This window comes from Mycoplasma sp. 3686h (genome assembly GCF_056781225.1).
Window position 1 is genome coordinate 428,580 of record NZ_CM165562.1, and the last position, 16,139, is coordinate 444,718.

Genomic DNA, 16,139 nt, shown 5'->3' on the forward strand with positions numbered 1-16,139 from the left:
ATATTTAATAATAAACATACAAAATAGATTTTTAATATCTTTATTACTATACTTAAATTATAAAACTTTCAAAAAGACCTAAAAAAAGTTCCACAAAATCTTTATAAAAATGTGATATTACAAACTAGGACAGGAAAATTGGACTTCCTATCCTAGTTTAATTAGGGTTGTTTTTATTTCTTCGATTTATGCTCATTGGAGCATATTCGGGAAATTTTATTGATTCACTTTGAGAAGTTCGATTGTTTATTTTTGCTACTATAGGTGGAATCTTTTTGTTCACTTCCTTAGTGGAATTTTTCCCTGAATTTTACCATTATAATATGGAGAAAAAACGTTGATTTAAAGTTATTTTGACCCTATTTATTGGGGTAATTAGTGCAGTAGTATTGCTCTCAATTCACACTCACCAAGTATCTTAAACAAAAACCTGCAGTGCAGGTTTTTGTTATCTTTTAAGCTTTAATGATATTAGTTATTTGAATATAACTTTTGGTTATATACTAAAAAGTAGTTTGTTTCTTTAATGTTTAATTTATAATTTCTTTCTAATTGACTATTTTTCGGTACCAATAGAACTTGATAAAAAATCTTTGGTGTTTTATTGCTAATAGGATTTAGTTCGTCCTTATTGGTATCTAAAAAATTCAAATTAAATTTTCTCGAATTAACAAGTCCTAAGTTTGTATTTGGTGAACTAGGATTTGGTAATTTGACTAATCGATCTGGATTATTTAATGAAAATGTGTTTCCTTTTATAATTGACCGTTGTACTATAATATTAGAATTCTTAAGTACATCATCTAATTTTTGACCGTTTAAATAATTTGTTTCAAAATCATTTTCGATCACTTGATTAGTTAAAGATTTTCCTAGTTTTTGAGTCACTTTTTGCATTGGATTGGTAATAAATTCATTAAAATTATTAGCATCTTCTATAATTTCTATCTCTGAGTTTAAAGGTAATTCACTTAAAGATTCATCAGTTAAATTATCTAGTAGTAAATTTTGTTTGTATAAAATTCCTTGTTTGTTTTGTATAACATTTATTTTTTCTGAAATATTTCAATCATTATATCAATCATAAAAATATTGTGCTGTTCCACCATACTTAAAGTGTAAATCTTTTAATAATGAATCGTTTTCTTTTTTAGTGGTCTTTTTAAGTGTAAAGTCTTTTTCTTTTGGAATTAAAATAACATTAAAAATATTTCTATTCAGTTTACTAAGTGGTCCTATATTCATATTATAAACTTTCTCTTCTTGAGTAATTTCCAATGGATCGACTCACAAAACATCTACATGTTTTTCTTTTTCATCTGTCAGAGCATATTTAAAACCAACAGGAGAACCATTATTAATTGATTCTAAAATGAGAATCTTGTTCTTTTTTAGTACATTTTCAAGATTTTGTCCATTTAAAAAATCAGTTTCAAAGATTCTTGTAATTTCTTTATCAGAAAGAGTTTTATCAAGTTTAAGTTCTTGATATAACGAATTAATTTTGTTAATAATGAGATTTGAAAAATCTTGTTTTGATCTGATTAATTGTTGATTATCTTTTAAAAAATTGTATTTAAAGTATTTTTTATAGTTATCCTTATTTTCGAAAGCTTTTTTATTTAAGATTTCAACAAATTGATCAAAGATAATACTATTGTTAGTTTGAACTTCGAAGGGATGTTCTAACGATCTTATTAAATGAATAAAATAAGGTCTTTTCTCTTTTATAGCTTCTAAATAAAGTTCCTCGTCACTTTTTTGGTAATAAATCTTGTTTTTTAATAAAAATTCGTTTATTTCTCTAAAGTTTAGTTTATTTTTAATTTCCACTTGAGCACCTTTCGGAACTACAAGTACTTGATAGTAAATTTTTGGTTTTTTATCATCGTATATTTCGCTATTACCTAAATTAAAGAGGAATTCTCTTTCATTAACGAAACCTAAATTTATTTTTGATGGATTAGGATTAGATAATTTAACCATTTGATCTGGATAATTTAATGATAATATATTCCCTTTTTTAATTGCTCGTTGCACTATAATATTAGAATTCTTTAGTACATCGTCTATGTTTTTTCCATTTAAATAGTTTGTTTCAAAATCACTAATGACCGCCTCTTCACTTAAAGGGTTGTTTAGTTTTTGAGCAATTTCTTGCATTGGATTGGTAATAAATTCATTAAAATTATCAACATTTTTTATAATCTTTAATTCAGGATTTAAAGGTAATTTGTTTAAAGACTCGTCATTTAAGTTATTTAAAAGTAAATTTTGTTTGTTTAAAATCCCTTGTGTATTTTGTATTTTGCTTACTGCTCATGGAATACTAGCACCAAAATGTCAGTCAAAAAACTGTTCTACTTTGTAATTATATTCGTGATATAAATCGCTTAATAATTGATTGTTTTCTTCTTTAGTTGTATATTTAAAATTTAACTTTTTATTTTTCGGAAGTGAAATAACACTAAAAACAGGTTTTTCAGAAATAAAATTTTGTGCTTTAATATTACTATAATTTTGATTAATTTCAAATGGATCAATTCTTAAAATATTTATCTGGTCATGACCCTCTTCTTTAAGATTATATTCTAAACTAGCAGCTGAGCGATCATCATCTGATTGTAAAATTAAAAGATTGTTATTTTTTAAAACATCTTCAATGCTTTTACCATTTAAAAAATCATCTTCAAACATTTTTGTAATTTGTTCATCCGAAAGAGTTTTATCAAGCTTAAATTCTTTGTACAATGAATTAATCTCTTTAATAATATGATTTGAAAAATCTTCAACTGAACTTATTAATATTTTTCAATCTTCTGCTTTTAAAAAATTATAACGATGATATTTAATTTTTTCCTCAGATGTATAGGAACCATGATGCGTATTAAATAAAGTTTTAACAAATTGATCAAAGATAATGCTGTTATTTGTTTTGATTCCTTGTTCTTCTTGTTTCAATCTTATTAAATTGATAAAATAAGGTGTTTTTACTTCTAAGTTTTCTAAGTAGTTTTTCGATAAAAAACTAAGTGCGCAAGATGTAGTAATCATTGATAATGCTGGTGTACCGATTAAAACTACTTTAAATAATTTATTCTTCAATGACATATGTAAATGCTCCTTTATCAGGTACTGAATTATTGAATAAAGCAGATTTATATTGTTTTACAGCAATTCTATATAGACCACCTTCGGTTATTTTATATTCTATTAGCTCGTCATTAGAACTTCCTGATGTAGAACTTTTAACAGTGACTCAATCTTTACCACTTTCGTATTTTTGTAACAATAAATCATAATCAGAAAATTTAGAATTTTGCCTTTTTAAAGCTTCTGCTTGTTTCAATCATTCAGTATCACGGTGTGTTTGATATCAATTTGCAGTTTCTCTTTTTAATCGATCACCTTCAATTGCATTAGCAACTATACCACCAATAGGGAATAAGAATCATCATCAATTTACATTAGGATTATAAGTAGGTAGATTTTCCTGTTTATTAAGCAATCCAGCATTAAACATTCAAGAAAGTGATGCTTTTATAGTTTTACCTGAAGAAACATAAAAACTATTTGACTCATTAACTATCTCGCGTTTATCGTTAAAATCAACGCTAAAGCGTTTTAAGTTATCAGAAGCTTCTTTCATTTTTTCAAAGTCAGGAATCCCTGCACCATATTTATTGCTAAAACCGTTTCTTTTTGTTGTTTGTGTATTGTCATTAGTAGCAATTGCAGAAGCACTTAAAATGCTTTTAATTGACGCAAGTCTATAATCATCATTATCTAATCATGGTTTAATTCTTAATAATGTTGATATAAGACCGGTTACAACAGGTGCTGCATAACTTGTTCCTTCACTCGTTGTACTTTTAAATTCATAATGACCAGGAGCAACCACAAAAGGTTTAGCTAAATCTTCTACAGATGAATCGAGTTTATAATTTGAATAACGGTCTATTTTATTATTACGAACATCTTGTTTATAATTTTTATCAAAATTTTCAACAACAATAGAGTTATACGATAAAGCAGAATTATTTATTCAACCATGTTCGATTTGACTTTCAAAATCTATTCCATCATCGTTTTCATTTCCGGAAGCAAACACATTAACAACACCATATTTTCTTGAAAGAAAATCAACTATATAACTTCATTCTGAATAGAATCTATACTTTATATCATTAATAGCTCCATAACTATGATTGATAATTTTGACATTATTTTTAATGAGTTCTTCCAGTTTTCTTTGTCATTCAGCATCTGTTTCAAATTGAGAAAAATAAAGTTCAGAACGAGTATCAATACCTTCATCACCTCCTAGAACAGAAGAAACTTTAATTCCATGTTCTCTTATTGTTTTTGTTTTATCTTTTACTAACAAAGTAAAACCATTATGACGAAAATTATCAGTATCAGATGCTGGAGAATAATCTTTATTATAAACCTCTAAAACACCTACTGAATGCGAATTTCAACTACCCGAATCTAAATCACGCTTTCTTTGTTGACTAAAATTAACTGTTTTAAAAACATCATTCTTGTTTAAAATATCATATTTAGTTAAATCATTACCACTGTTATAACTAAAATTATTATGATATGAACTTGAATAATTTAATTGTTTTTTATTATTTGGAAAATTATTTTTGTATACAATAAATTTGTAAATATTTTCATTTTCTTGTAATTTTTTTGCAAATTGTTCTCTTTCGCTTTCATTATTAAAGTAGAATCAAACAATTGGGGTTTCTTTACTAATTATAAAATCCTTAAATTTTACTTTTTTGTCTTTAACTAGATTAACAAAATTGAGGTTTTGTTTTTCTAAATATTCTGAATTTGACAATTCACTTAAATTATCAAATTTATGATTTAATAATAATTTTAATTCAAAGCTATTTTTAACATTTATAGATCTTAAATTTGTTGATTGCTTTTTGTAAAAAGTCTCTCTAATTTCAAATTTTGAATTATTAATTCCGTCATACCATTCTTTTTTATTGTTATTTACATTAGAATTTGCATAGGCTATCAATGTAGAACCAATAGCTCCTAAAGTCAAAATGCTTGACATTTTTATTATCCATTTTGTTTTTGTTTTCATTTTATTTCTTTCTTTTTACTTTTGCAGTAATTTAATATTTAATAAGAAACATACAAAATAGATTTTTTCAATATTTTTTCTTACTATACTTGAATTATAGAACTTTAAAAAAGAAATAAAAAATTCCTCATAAAAGTTTTATAAAATACTAAGTATTCAATGATTGACTTATTTTTAAGTAATCAAAAATGCTTTTGACAGCAAAAAACAAAGGATTTAGTCCTTTGTTTTTGTCTAATTTTAGATATTTATCACATAAGCCAAGCAAACCTTTTGCTTATTTAGTTGATTTTCTTATATCCTGAGTTTCCCAGTTACAGGGTTTAAAAAACCGTTTATATCCAATAAATGTGGATAAACGGTTTTTTATTTGCTATTAGTTATAAATTTTGAATCATCAAAATTAAATCTTCATATAATTTTCAACTTTTAGTAGTTGATTCGTTTTTATCTTTGAATATTCTAACAACTTCATCTGTGTGAGAATCTTTAATTGATGTAAATGTTAGAGTATTTAATGCTTCTAAAATATCAAATTCACTAAATTTACTAATCACTCCATTTTTTAAATAGAAACGTTTAAGTTCATAGATAAGATATTTTAGAACAAATAACGAAATAAAGCACAACAAGATATGACCTTCAATGTGTTCTGGTGTGTATACAAACATTGGTCTAATTGAAATATTTGATTTTAAAAGTCTAAAATTACTTTCAATCATTCATTGATTAAGATAAATTTGAATAATTTCACTAGCTTTGAAATCTATTAGTGATGTTTCGTAAACGTAAATACCGTCAAATTGTTCATCATAACGAACTTTATCAATGTCAAGAACATATTTTGTTTCATTTGTCAGTTTAAAGTATTTTGCTTTCTTAGAACCTAAAGCTTTTTTAACGTTGACAGTACCATCTTTGTTTTGCATTTTATAAAAGTTGTCTATTTCTACTTGTCTATTATGTTTATCTACTTGAGCTCGTTTTTTACTTACTGAAATTACTTGCTTTCTGTAATAAAGGGTTGGATTATCCTTTTGGTGCTGAACTACCATTTGACGCTCTTTGTATTTATAATCATCATTTTGAACAATGTAATCACTATTGTTTAAAAGATATTCTTTATATTTTTTAGAACTAACTTTAGCACGATACGAAATAACAAAATTAATCTTGTTTTTCTCTAGAAATTTAATATTTTCAACCGAGCTCATGCCTCTATCAGCGACTAAAATAAGCTTATTTTGTGGAAATAATTTTTTATATTCATCTATAAAAGGAATTAATGTTTTTACATCTGCTGTATTTCCAGGAAAAACCTTATAAAAAACAGGAATTCCTTGTTGATTACAGGCCATTCCTAAAACAACTTGATCTTCTTTAAATTTTCCATCCTTTGAATAACCAGGATATTTTAATCCGTCTCTTTGAAAACTTTCAAAATATATTGTTGTAGCATCAAAGTATAAAAGTTCATTTGAACCTAAATTAGAAAGAATTTGGTTAGTTTTATAAATTATAGTTTCTTTGTTTTTGACTAAAATATCTAAAAAACGATAAAAGCTATTTTTTGAATAATCAAGATCCAAGGTTGAAAAATCTCTTTTTTTGTAGGTTTGAATAATACTATTAGGATTTGAAATTCTTGTACTTATCATGTACTTAAAAATTTCATCCATACCTTTGTGCTTTCCGAAAAACATGTTTTCAGTTAGCTTCATTTTATCGATGAATCTATTAACAATCTCAAAACCAGCAAGAGCTTTTTCAGTTTTTGTTTCTTCTTTAGAATTTAAAGCATCATCAATAACAAACTTTAAAAATTCGGGTTTGGTTTTTTCATCATAGATTTTAATTACTCTTTTAATGATAGATTCATAATCTTTATTAATTGCTTTTAAATTTTCTTCATTTCCTAAACTTAAAATATTAAAATTCTTCCTTGATTTGTTTTTATAACCGATATATCCAATATTTTTGTATCTCTGTCCCCTTTTTCCATATGTAGTAAAAAGCATTAGTTTCATAAATACATTATACCATAACTAATAGCAACTAATACCTAAAAAATTTATTTTTTTATATTACGTAGTAATATAACTCTTTAAAAAAGAGTAAAAAATCCTGAGATTCTGGGAAACTCAGGAAAATGCTTTTGACAGCAAAAAACAAAGGATTTAGTCCTTTGTTTTTGTCTAATTTTAGATATTTATCACATAAGCCAAGCAAACCTTTTGCTTATTTAGTTGATTTTCTTATATTTTTCCGGAATGGAATTGAGATTAATATGACAATATCCAAATGGATTTTTGTTAAGATAATCCTGATGATAATCTTCAGCAAGAGTATCATCAAGGACGTTTAAAATTTCAATGTAATTATCCTTTTTCTCTTGAGCTTTAAATTCATTATTTAATAAATTAAAAATATGTCTTGTATCTGGGTCTTTGCTATAAATTCCGATTCGATATTGAGCTCCTTTATCATTTCCTTGCTTGTGGTATGAATATGGATCAATAATGCGTAAAAAGAGTTCAAAAATATCTTTTTCGCTCAATTTAGTACTATCATACACTACTTTCACTGCTTCAACATGCGAAGAATTGTTACATACTTGCTTGTATGAAACCCCTTCAAAACCACCATTGAGATAGTGGACACTAGTTTTTAAGACTCCGTTTATTTTTTGAAAATAAGCCTGGACACCTCAAAAACATCCACCAGCTAAATAAACTTCTTTTTGCATAATAACCTATACTTTCTCTTGTTTTTAAACAAGAATAATTTAAAAACGTTAAGTATTATTTTACTAAGATTTTAATTCAAAACGTTTACTTAAATATTATAAATGACATTATTTAAGTAATAAATTTTATCGTTAGTGCATGTGCCTAATATCGTTAATTCTGGAAATTTTTAGATTTTTTTCCATATCCTGAGTTATTTTAACCTATTTTTTCACTTAATTTTAATATTTCTAATTCATTTTCGTACAGAAAGAATATCATTATTTATGTATCTACATATTTTTGGTTTTCCAACTATGATATGAAGATGAATTAATTAAAAATACAAAAACAAATTTTTTTATTTTTTTAATTAGAAAAATATATAAAAAAGGAGGATAATGAAAAAATTTGCAAGAACTGTATTAGGAGATATTGATCCAAAAGAATTAGGTGTTGTGGATTGTCATGATCACTTAATTAAAAACTATGGACCTGAAGCACATGAACATCCAGATTTTGTAATGCTTTCAATTGATGCAGCAGTACAAGAAATGGAAGAATACATTGCTAAAGGTGGAAAAACCATGGTTACAATGGATCCACCTAATGTGGGTAGAGATGTACATAAAATGTTAGAAATCGCTGAAAAACTAAATGGTAAAGCACACATTATTATGGCCACAGGATTTCATAAAGCTGCTTTTTATGATAAAGGAGCTTCATGACTTGCTTTAGCACCAATTGATGAAATTGTCAAAATGGTTAAAGCTGAAATTGAAGAAGGGATGGATGAACTTAACTACAGTGGACCTGTAGTGAAAAGATCTAAATCTAAAGCCGGAATTATTAAAGCTGGAACTGGATATGCTGCTATTGATCGACTTGAATTAAAATCACTTGAAGTAGCTGCTCGTTCAAGTATTGAAACTGGAGCACCAATTTTAGTGCACACCCAACTTGGAACTATGGCTTATGAAGCGGCTCAACACTTAATTGATTTTGGAGCAAATCCAAGAAAAATTCAATTATCACACTTAAATAAAAATCCAGATAAGTATTACTATGAAAAAATTATTAGCGAACTAGGTGTTACATTATGTTTTGATGGACCTGATCGTGTTAAATACTACACAGATGCTACTTTGGCAGAAAACATTAAATATTTAGTTGATAAAGGATATCAAAAACACATTACTTTATCACTTGATGCAGGTAGAATTCTTTACCAAAGACACTATGGGTTAACAAAAGGAAAAGAAACCTTTGGTTTAGGATACTTATTTGACAGATTTATTCCTTTACTTAAACAAGTTGGAGTAAGCGAAGAAGCAATTCAAGACATTTTAGTAAACAACCCAAGAGAAATCTTAACATTTGATGAAAAAAGAACTTTTGATCCTTCAAAAGTTAACCCAAGAGTTTTAGAATTAAAAAAACTTTTAAAAGTTAGTTAATCATTTTAGCTAACATCCATTTTAAAAAATCTTTAAAAGGAAAAATTAGATGATTAATAAATTAGACAACAAGAAGAAAAAAGGTCTAATCATTGGTTGGTCAGCATTTGTTATTATCAACCTTATCATTATTTTGGTTACTGTTTTAGTTAAAGCAGGAGTTCCAACTTATTATGATGATAAAAAAGAAGTAATAAAAGGTATTGTTGCTTGGTCGAGCGATGCTTTTAGTAGAGCTTTTTCGTTCTTATTTAATAATGTTTACTTAAACAACTTCTTTAGGTTACCGGCTGTCCTACTTGGTTTCCTTACCTTTATTGGATACCTTACCATGGGAAGAGGTTTAAGACAATCAATTATTGGTGCTCTTAAGACAATTGTTGGATTCTTACTTTTAAATATCGGTTCAGGAGCCTTAGTTGGTTTAGCTAAACCTGTTTTCCTTGGAATTCAAGCAATTGGTAAAGGTAATACAGGAATTGTTCCTCTTGATCCATATTTTGCTCTTTCAAGTGCTGATACATTCTTTAAAGGTGTTGTCACAGGAACCGATTACACTTCAATTATTTCATTTGCCTTTATTTTAGGTTATGCAATTAATATTGTAATGGTAGCTCTTAAAAGATGAACTAACACAAACAGTTTAATGATCACTGGACACGTTATGATTCAGCAAAGTGCTGTTGTTACTACAATTCTTTATATTGTTCTATTCGGTAATTTAAGAATCTTTACTGGTTCAATTCCTGTTGGACATCAAATTGGAACCATTGTTATTTCAGGTCTTGTGCTTGGAGTATACTGAGCAACTGCTTCAACTGCCACTATTAAAGGAACTAATGTAGTTACTCAAAATGCTGGTTTTTCAATTGGGCACCAACAAATGTTAGCAATTACTACTACATATAAATTAGGAAGATTCTTCGGTAACAAGGAAGATTCAGCTGAAACTAAAAAATTACCTTCATACTTAAAAATCTTTGAAGACAATATTTTTACTCAAACAATTATCATTTTAATCTTGTTCTTAGTCTTATTTACTGTTTTATTATTAGTAGCACCTAGCGGAACTGTAATTGACAAACAATGAAATAGTTTCGTAAATCCTAATACTATTGACGATGAAGTAGCAAAAGCACAACTACTTGATGGTTTAACAGATAAAAGATTAAAATCTGACTTAAACTTTACTATTTGAAACGGTGCATTTGGATCTAGTGCAAACTTTGTTGTTAACATTATTGGTGGATCGCTTAAAATTGTTGCGGCATTACTTGCAATTATTACTGGTGTTAGAATGTTCATTACTGAACTTCAACAATCATTCCATGGAATTAGTGAAAAAATCATTCCAGGAGCCGTTGTAGCTGTGGATGTAGCAGCTGTTTATGGATTTGCGATTAACTCAGTAACTTTTGGGTTTATTTCTGGGGTTATTGGACAATTTCTTGGGGTAGGAGTTGTAATTGGATTATCAACAATTCCAGGACAAAACTTCACCTTTATTGCCATTCCATTATTCATCACCTTATTCTTTAACTCTGGTTCGCTTGGAGTTTACGCAAATGCTAGCGGTGGGTGAAAAGCTGCATTAATCCTACCAGGATTAATCGGATTCTTAGAAATTATCATTATTTCATTTGCATCAAGAGCAGTTTCAAACACAGCGGGTGGTATTCAAGTAATGCGTGGTACCGAAATTACTCACGGAATCATTTCGCCAGTACAAACTGGATTCATCGGTATGGCCGATTGAAATATATTCTTTGGTTTATTAATGTGAATTTCATCATACAATTCTATTGTTGGTTGAATTTTAGTTCCACTAGCAATTATCGGTATGATTGCACTTGGATTAATTTCAGACAATGGTTCACAAACTAAACCAACATTCTTACAAAAAGTTCTTAGAATTAAACCAAAATTAGTTAATAGCTAATTAGGAAAAAGATTAGCTTATGCTAATCTTTTTATTTATAATTTAAGTAATTAAATCAAACTCAAACAAAGGACAAATATCATGGATAAAAAATTAAAAATTATCGCAGCATGCGGAAACGGAATGGGAACTAGCATGCTTATTAAATTATCAGTTCAAAATATTATGAAAGAATTAGGAATTGATGCTGAAGTTGATGCTCTTTCAATGGGACAATCAACCGGAATGACCAATTCAGTTGATATTATCATTTCTTCAAAACACTTATCAAGTGAATTTAACCACAACCAAAAAGCTAAAATCGTTGGAGTAACCAATTTAATGGACAAAAACGAAATTAAAGAAGCTCTTAAAGTTGCACTTAAAGAATTAGGTTTTTAATTATGGGAAAAATTAATTTAGTTGAAATTTTAAAAAAATACGACACAGTTAATGTACAACTAAACGCTAAAGATTGAAAAGAAGCTGTTAAACATTCAGTTCAACCTTTAATTGATAAAGGTTTAGTTGAAAGTAGATATTATGATGCTGTTGTAGAAAATACCATTAAATATGGACCATATTACATTGTGGCTGATTATTTTGCTATGCCACACGCTCAAAGTGAGGCTGGAGTACTTAAAAATTCATTTTCATTAGTGACATTATCTGAACCAGTTTACTTTGAAAATGACGAGCGCCCAGTTAAATTATTAGTTGCTCTTGCAGCTACTAGTGCTGAAGTGCACACTTCTGAAGCTTTACCCCAAATTGTGAAAATCTTTGGTGACCCTGCTAATGTTGAAGCAATTATTAAGGCCACAACCAAAGAACAAGTACTCGAATTAATTACTAAAATCGACCAACAAGCATCAGATTTATAAAAAAACAAAATAAGAGAGGAAGAAAATATATGGCTTTACCTTTATTACAAATTGCTCTTGATAATTTAACTACTCAAGACGCCATTGAATCGGCTCGAAAAGCTGCTAAATATATTGATGTTATTGAGGTAGGAACTATTCTACTGGCTTCGGAAGGAAAACAAGCAATTGCTGATTTGAGAAAAGCGTTCCCAGACAAAATTATTGTTGCTGATGGGAAAATTGCTGACGCAGGAAAAGTATTTGCCAAAATGTTTTACGAAAATGGAGCTGATTATATCACTGCCATTTGTGCTGCTGAAAACGCAACCATGGATGATTTAGTCAAATATTCAAAAACTTTTGATGGAAACAAAGAAGTTCAAGTGGAAATGACCACAAACTTTAGCTGAGAACAAGTTGAGAGTTGGAAACAAGCCCAAGTTCCTCAAGTCGTGTGACACCGTGCTCGCGATGCTCAAGCGGCTGGAGTTAAATGAGGAGAAAAAGACATTGAAACTGTGCGTAGATTAGCACAAATGGGATTCAAGGTCACTGTAACTGGTGGAGTATCAGTTGAAGATATTAAATTATTTAAAGATATCCCAATTTACATTTTTATTGCTGGTCGTTCAATTCGTGATGCTAAAGATCCTGAGGCTGCAGCTAAGGAATTTAAAGATGAATTTAAAAAATACTGATCATAATCCAACTCGTTTTTTAGGAATTTACGAAAAGGCCATTAATAATAAATTTGATTGAGCCACTAAAATAGATATTGCCAAAGCAGCTGGTTTTGATTTTATTGAATTTAGTGTCGATGAATCAGATTTTCGTCTTGCAAGATTAAATTGAACCAATGAGCAAATTAATGAGCTCAGAGAATTATTAATTGCTAAAGACTTTTATTTCAATTCAATGTGCCTGAGTGCACATCGTCGTTATCCATTTGGTTCAGCAAATCCACAAACACGGGCTAAAGCACTAGAAATTATGGAACAAGCCTTAATTCTAGCTAAAAAACTGGGAATTAGAATTATTCAGCTTGCTGCTTATGATGTATATTATGAACCTTCAAACCAAAGTACTAAAGAAAACTTTATCAAAGGAATGAAACTAGCAGCTCAGCTAGCTCAAAAATACAGTATTACTTTAGCCTTTGAAACTATGGATACTCCTTTTGCTGGAACTATTAGTAAATGTTTATCATTTTTAAAACAAATTGACTCACCAATGTTTTACATTTATCCAGATTTAGGAAACTTAAATCAATTTACCAAAGATATTGAAAACGAAATCTTTCTAGGAAGTGATAAAATTGTTGCTTTTCACTTTAAAGATACCCTTCCAGATAAATTCAAAGAGGTCCCTTGAGGACAAGGAACTGTTGATTTTGTGCACTCGCTTAAACAAATCAAACGCAATAATTTAAATGTTCCCATTTTAATTGAAATGTGATCAAAAAATCAGGATGATGAAACACCTGAGCACAATATACAATTGCTTAAACAAGCTAAAGAATTTTACCAAACCCAATGAAAGAGAGCTAAAGGTGAATAAAAGCGAAATTGAACAATTAAAACAACAAGTATATGAAGCAAATATGCTTTTATACAAATATAAACTAGCCATTCATACTTGAGGAAATGTTTCAGGAATTACCAAGGATCGTAAATTAATGGTGATTAAACCTTCTGGAGTGAGCTATGAAAGTATGACACCAGAAGATATGGTGGTTGTGGACATGGATAATAATGTCATTGATTCCAAATTAAATCCATCAAGCGATACTCCGACTCATACCTTACTTTACAAAGCTAATTCTAATATTCAAGGAATAGTACACACTCACTCTCCTTATGCGGTAGGATTTGCTCAAGCCGGGAAAGAAATTAAATGCTTTGGAACTACACATGCAGATAATTTTTATGGTTCGGTGCCATGTACTCGTGAACTTACTGATGAAGAAATTAACGGAGCATATGAACACAACACTGGGTTAGTCATTATTGAACATTATCAAAAAAACAATCTTAGTTTTGAATCAACTAGTGCTACTCTAGTTAAAGAACACGGTCCATTTGTGTGATCGATTAAAAATCCTATTGATGCTGTGAATTTAGCTCTCACCTTAGAAGAAGTTGCCAAAATGGCAATTAACACTCTTATTATCGATCCGCACAAAGAACAGGCTAATAAAACCTTACAAGATAAACATCACTTTAGAAAACATGGTCCCAACGCATATTATGGTCAAATTAAAAAATAGTGATTATGATTACCTCTTTTTTGATTTAGACGGGACCTTACTAAATTCAAAAAAACAAATTTTACCTAGTTCTCAACAAATTATTGAGTCTCAAAAAAAACTCAATAAAAAAATGTCAATTATTACCGGTCGCCCACCATATTTAGCTAAAGAAGAATTTTTGACATTAGATTTACACTATCCAGTTATTTGCTGTAATGGTGCATTGATTTATGATTTTAAAAACAATCAAATCATTGATAAACATCCAATTAATGTTCAATCTGCTCAAGCTGTTTTTGATATTTTAATTAATAATAATGTCACCTTTTTAATTTACACTACTAAAATGATGCTTGGATTTCATAATCGTAATTCTTTACCCAAGTGGTTTGAATGAATTATCAGCACAAATAATGCTCGCAAAGTGCAAAATCAATTTCATTTTGAACAAAAAACTTATGCTCAATGAAACCAAGAACAATTTAACATCAATGAGCATGAAATTGTTAAGTTTTTAGTGATTAAATCTGATAGTGAAACAAAGGATCATGTTAATGCAGTTATTCAATTAAAAGAGATACAACACATTTACATGATTAATTCACAAGAGCGTGTCTTTGATATTATGCCAAGTAATATTTCTAAAGGTCAAGCTTTGCAAAAATTAGCTCAATTATATAATATTGATCTTAATAAAACGATTGTTTTTGGTGATGAAGAAAATGATGTTGCTATGTTTAAAGTAGCTAAATATTCAGTAGCTATGGGACAATCTAAAGATTTTGTGAAGCAACATGCTCAATTTATCACTGATTCAAATGATAATGATGGAATCTATAATTTTTTAACACAGATAGGGGAAAATGAGATACGTTAGAAGAGTTAAAATTAATAAGATGGATAATGGTTTTTGATTGGTGCCATCAATCCAGAGACTTTTAACCCCTAAATCTAGAAATTTTGCCATCAAACATGCTCGAACGCTGTTTGATTTAATCGAAAAAAACGGTTTTGAGGACGATGATATTATCTTTTCTTTCAACGGAGATCCTCAATTTCAACTCTTTAATTCATTAATGAGATACCGCGGATATAATTTTGAATTACCATTACACAAAATCAAACAAATGAATGATAATGAATATATTGATTGAGAGGTAATTCCTAATTTAACCATTCGCTTTAATTTTAAAAGCATTCAAACCATTTATTCAGGATATATCTTCTTTTTCAAAATTAAACACTTTGAGTATTTATACACCAAGTATAAGCATAAAGATGATAAAGTTATTTTAGAATGAACTCGTTTTGGTTTCCACGCTCTTTAAATCACAAAAATCATTAGCACATGCTAATGATTTTTTAATCCCTAAAAACGTGTATAAAAACAGAATTATTATAATTCTGTTTTTATTAAACTAGGACAAGTTTTTTAGACTTTAATAAAAAATATTATAAGCTTCTCAAATTTCTTGTTGATTGTTTTCTTTTCGGTCTCCCACTACCTTTACCTTTTTTAGGTGATTTGCCAGTTTGACTGTAAATAACGTTAGGATTTTTTAAGAAGAGTTGATACTTTTTTGATGCAGTTCTAAAAACTTCAAGGTCATTAAAATTTTTCCCAAACTCTTGGGTCGCAATTTCGACAAGTTGTTTTTTGTGATTTCAAAAGTTCTATATTTTTGTAATATTCAAAATATTTTAATCATTGTTCCGGAGTAAATTGTTTCATATGATTCCTCTAAATAATTATAAATAAAAGGACAGGATGTGTAAACCTGGACACGCAAATTGGAGAGCGTGTCTTTTAATTT

Annotated in this window: 13 protein-coding genes; 9 read left to right on the top strand and 4 right to left on the bottom strand. The window is 28.5% G+C overall.

Features of this window, described 5'->3' with window-relative positions:
- Positions 1–471 precede the first annotated feature (471 nt).
- The 4 genes from AC1RP9_RS01965 to msrA all read right to left on the bottom strand — a co-directional run bounded on the left by AC1RP9_RS01965 (position 472) and on the right by msrA (position 7,856).
- Positions 472–3,111, bottom strand: coding sequence for a hypothetical protein (locus AC1RP9_RS01965; RefSeq protein ID WP_481822707.1), 2,640 nt, complete (start codon positions 3,109–3,111; stop codon positions 472–474).
- Positions 3,095–5,110, bottom strand: a complete 2,016-nt coding sequence (locus tag AC1RP9_RS01970; RefSeq protein ID WP_481822708.1) for a S8 family serine peptidase — start codon at positions 5,108–5,110, stop codon at positions 3,095–3,097. Before AC1RP9_RS01970 ends, AC1RP9_RS01965 begins: the two co-directional genes overlap by 17 nt.
- A 380-nt stretch (positions 5,111–5,490) precedes the next feature.
- The gene (locus tag AC1RP9_RS01975; protein WP_481822709.1) at positions 5,491–7,128 is read right to left on the bottom strand and encodes an IS1634 family transposase; all 1,638 of its coding nucleotides are present in this window, start codon (positions 7,126–7,128) and stop codon (positions 5,491–5,493) included.
- A gap of 224 nt (positions 7,129–7,352) precedes the next feature.
- A complete protein-coding gene (msrA, locus tag AC1RP9_RS01980) occupies positions 7,353–7,856 on the bottom strand; it encodes a peptide-methionine (S)-S-oxide reductase MsrA (protein ID WP_481822710.1) in 504 nt (167 codons plus the stop codon).
- A 381-nt stretch (positions 7,857–8,237) separates the two neighbouring features.
- On the opposite strand from msrA, the gene AC1RP9_RS01985 reads away from it, so the two are divergent.
- From AC1RP9_RS01985 to AC1RP9_RS02025, 9 genes are all read left to right on the top strand, one after another.
- Entirely contained in the window at positions 8,238–9,293 is a 1,056-nt protein-coding gene (locus AC1RP9_RS01985) for a phospho-furanose lactonase (RefSeq protein ID WP_481822711.1), read from the top strand.
- Between the two features lie 49 nt (positions 9,294–9,342).
- Positions 9,343–11,232, top strand: coding sequence for a PTS ascorbate transporter subunit IIC (locus tag AC1RP9_RS01990; protein WP_481822712.1), 1,890 nt, complete (start codon positions 9,343–9,345; stop codon positions 11,230–11,232).
- An 81-nt stretch (positions 11,233–11,313) separates the two neighbouring features.
- Positions 11,314–11,613: a PTS sugar transporter subunit IIB gene (locus tag AC1RP9_RS01995; RefSeq protein WP_306429069.1), complete on the top strand. Its 300-nt coding sequence runs from the start codon at positions 11,314–11,316 to the stop codon at positions 11,611–11,613.
- 2 nt (positions 11,614–11,615) lie between these two features.
- Complete coding sequence (locus tag AC1RP9_RS02000) at positions 11,616–12,095, top strand: PTS sugar transporter subunit IIA (protein ID WP_481822713.1); 480 nt, start codon at positions 11,616–11,618, stop codon at positions 12,093–12,095.
- 29 nt (positions 12,096–12,124) lie between these two features.
- A complete protein-coding gene (locus AC1RP9_RS02005; protein WP_481822714.1) occupies positions 12,125–12,781 on the top strand; it encodes a 3-keto-L-gulonate-6-phosphate decarboxylase UlaD in 657 nt (218 codons plus the stop codon).
- Positions 12,756–13,634, top strand: a complete 879-nt coding sequence (locus AC1RP9_RS02010) for an L-ribulose-5-phosphate 3-epimerase (RefSeq protein ID WP_481822715.1) — start codon at positions 12,756–12,758, stop codon at positions 13,632–13,634. Before AC1RP9_RS02005 ends, AC1RP9_RS02010 begins: the two co-directional genes overlap by 26 nt.
- Positions 13,627–14,343 (top strand): L-ribulose-5-phosphate 4-epimerase, encoded by a 717-nt coding sequence (locus AC1RP9_RS02015; protein ID WP_373457086.1) that lies wholly within the window; start codon positions 13,627–13,629, stop codon positions 14,341–14,343. The genes AC1RP9_RS02010 and AC1RP9_RS02015 overlap by 8 nt, the downstream gene beginning before the upstream one ends.
- A complete protein-coding gene (locus AC1RP9_RS02020; RefSeq protein ID WP_481822716.1) occupies positions 14,306–15,202 on the top strand; it encodes an HAD family hydrolase in 897 nt (298 codons plus the stop codon). The genes AC1RP9_RS02015 and AC1RP9_RS02020 overlap by 38 nt, the downstream gene beginning before the upstream one ends.
- Positions 15,189–15,653, top strand: a complete 465-nt coding sequence (locus AC1RP9_RS02025) for an MPN499 family protein (protein WP_481822717.1) — start codon at positions 15,189–15,191, stop codon at positions 15,651–15,653. Before AC1RP9_RS02020 ends, AC1RP9_RS02025 begins: the two co-directional genes overlap by 14 nt.
- The last annotated feature ends 486 nt before the right edge of the window (positions 15,654–16,139 follow it).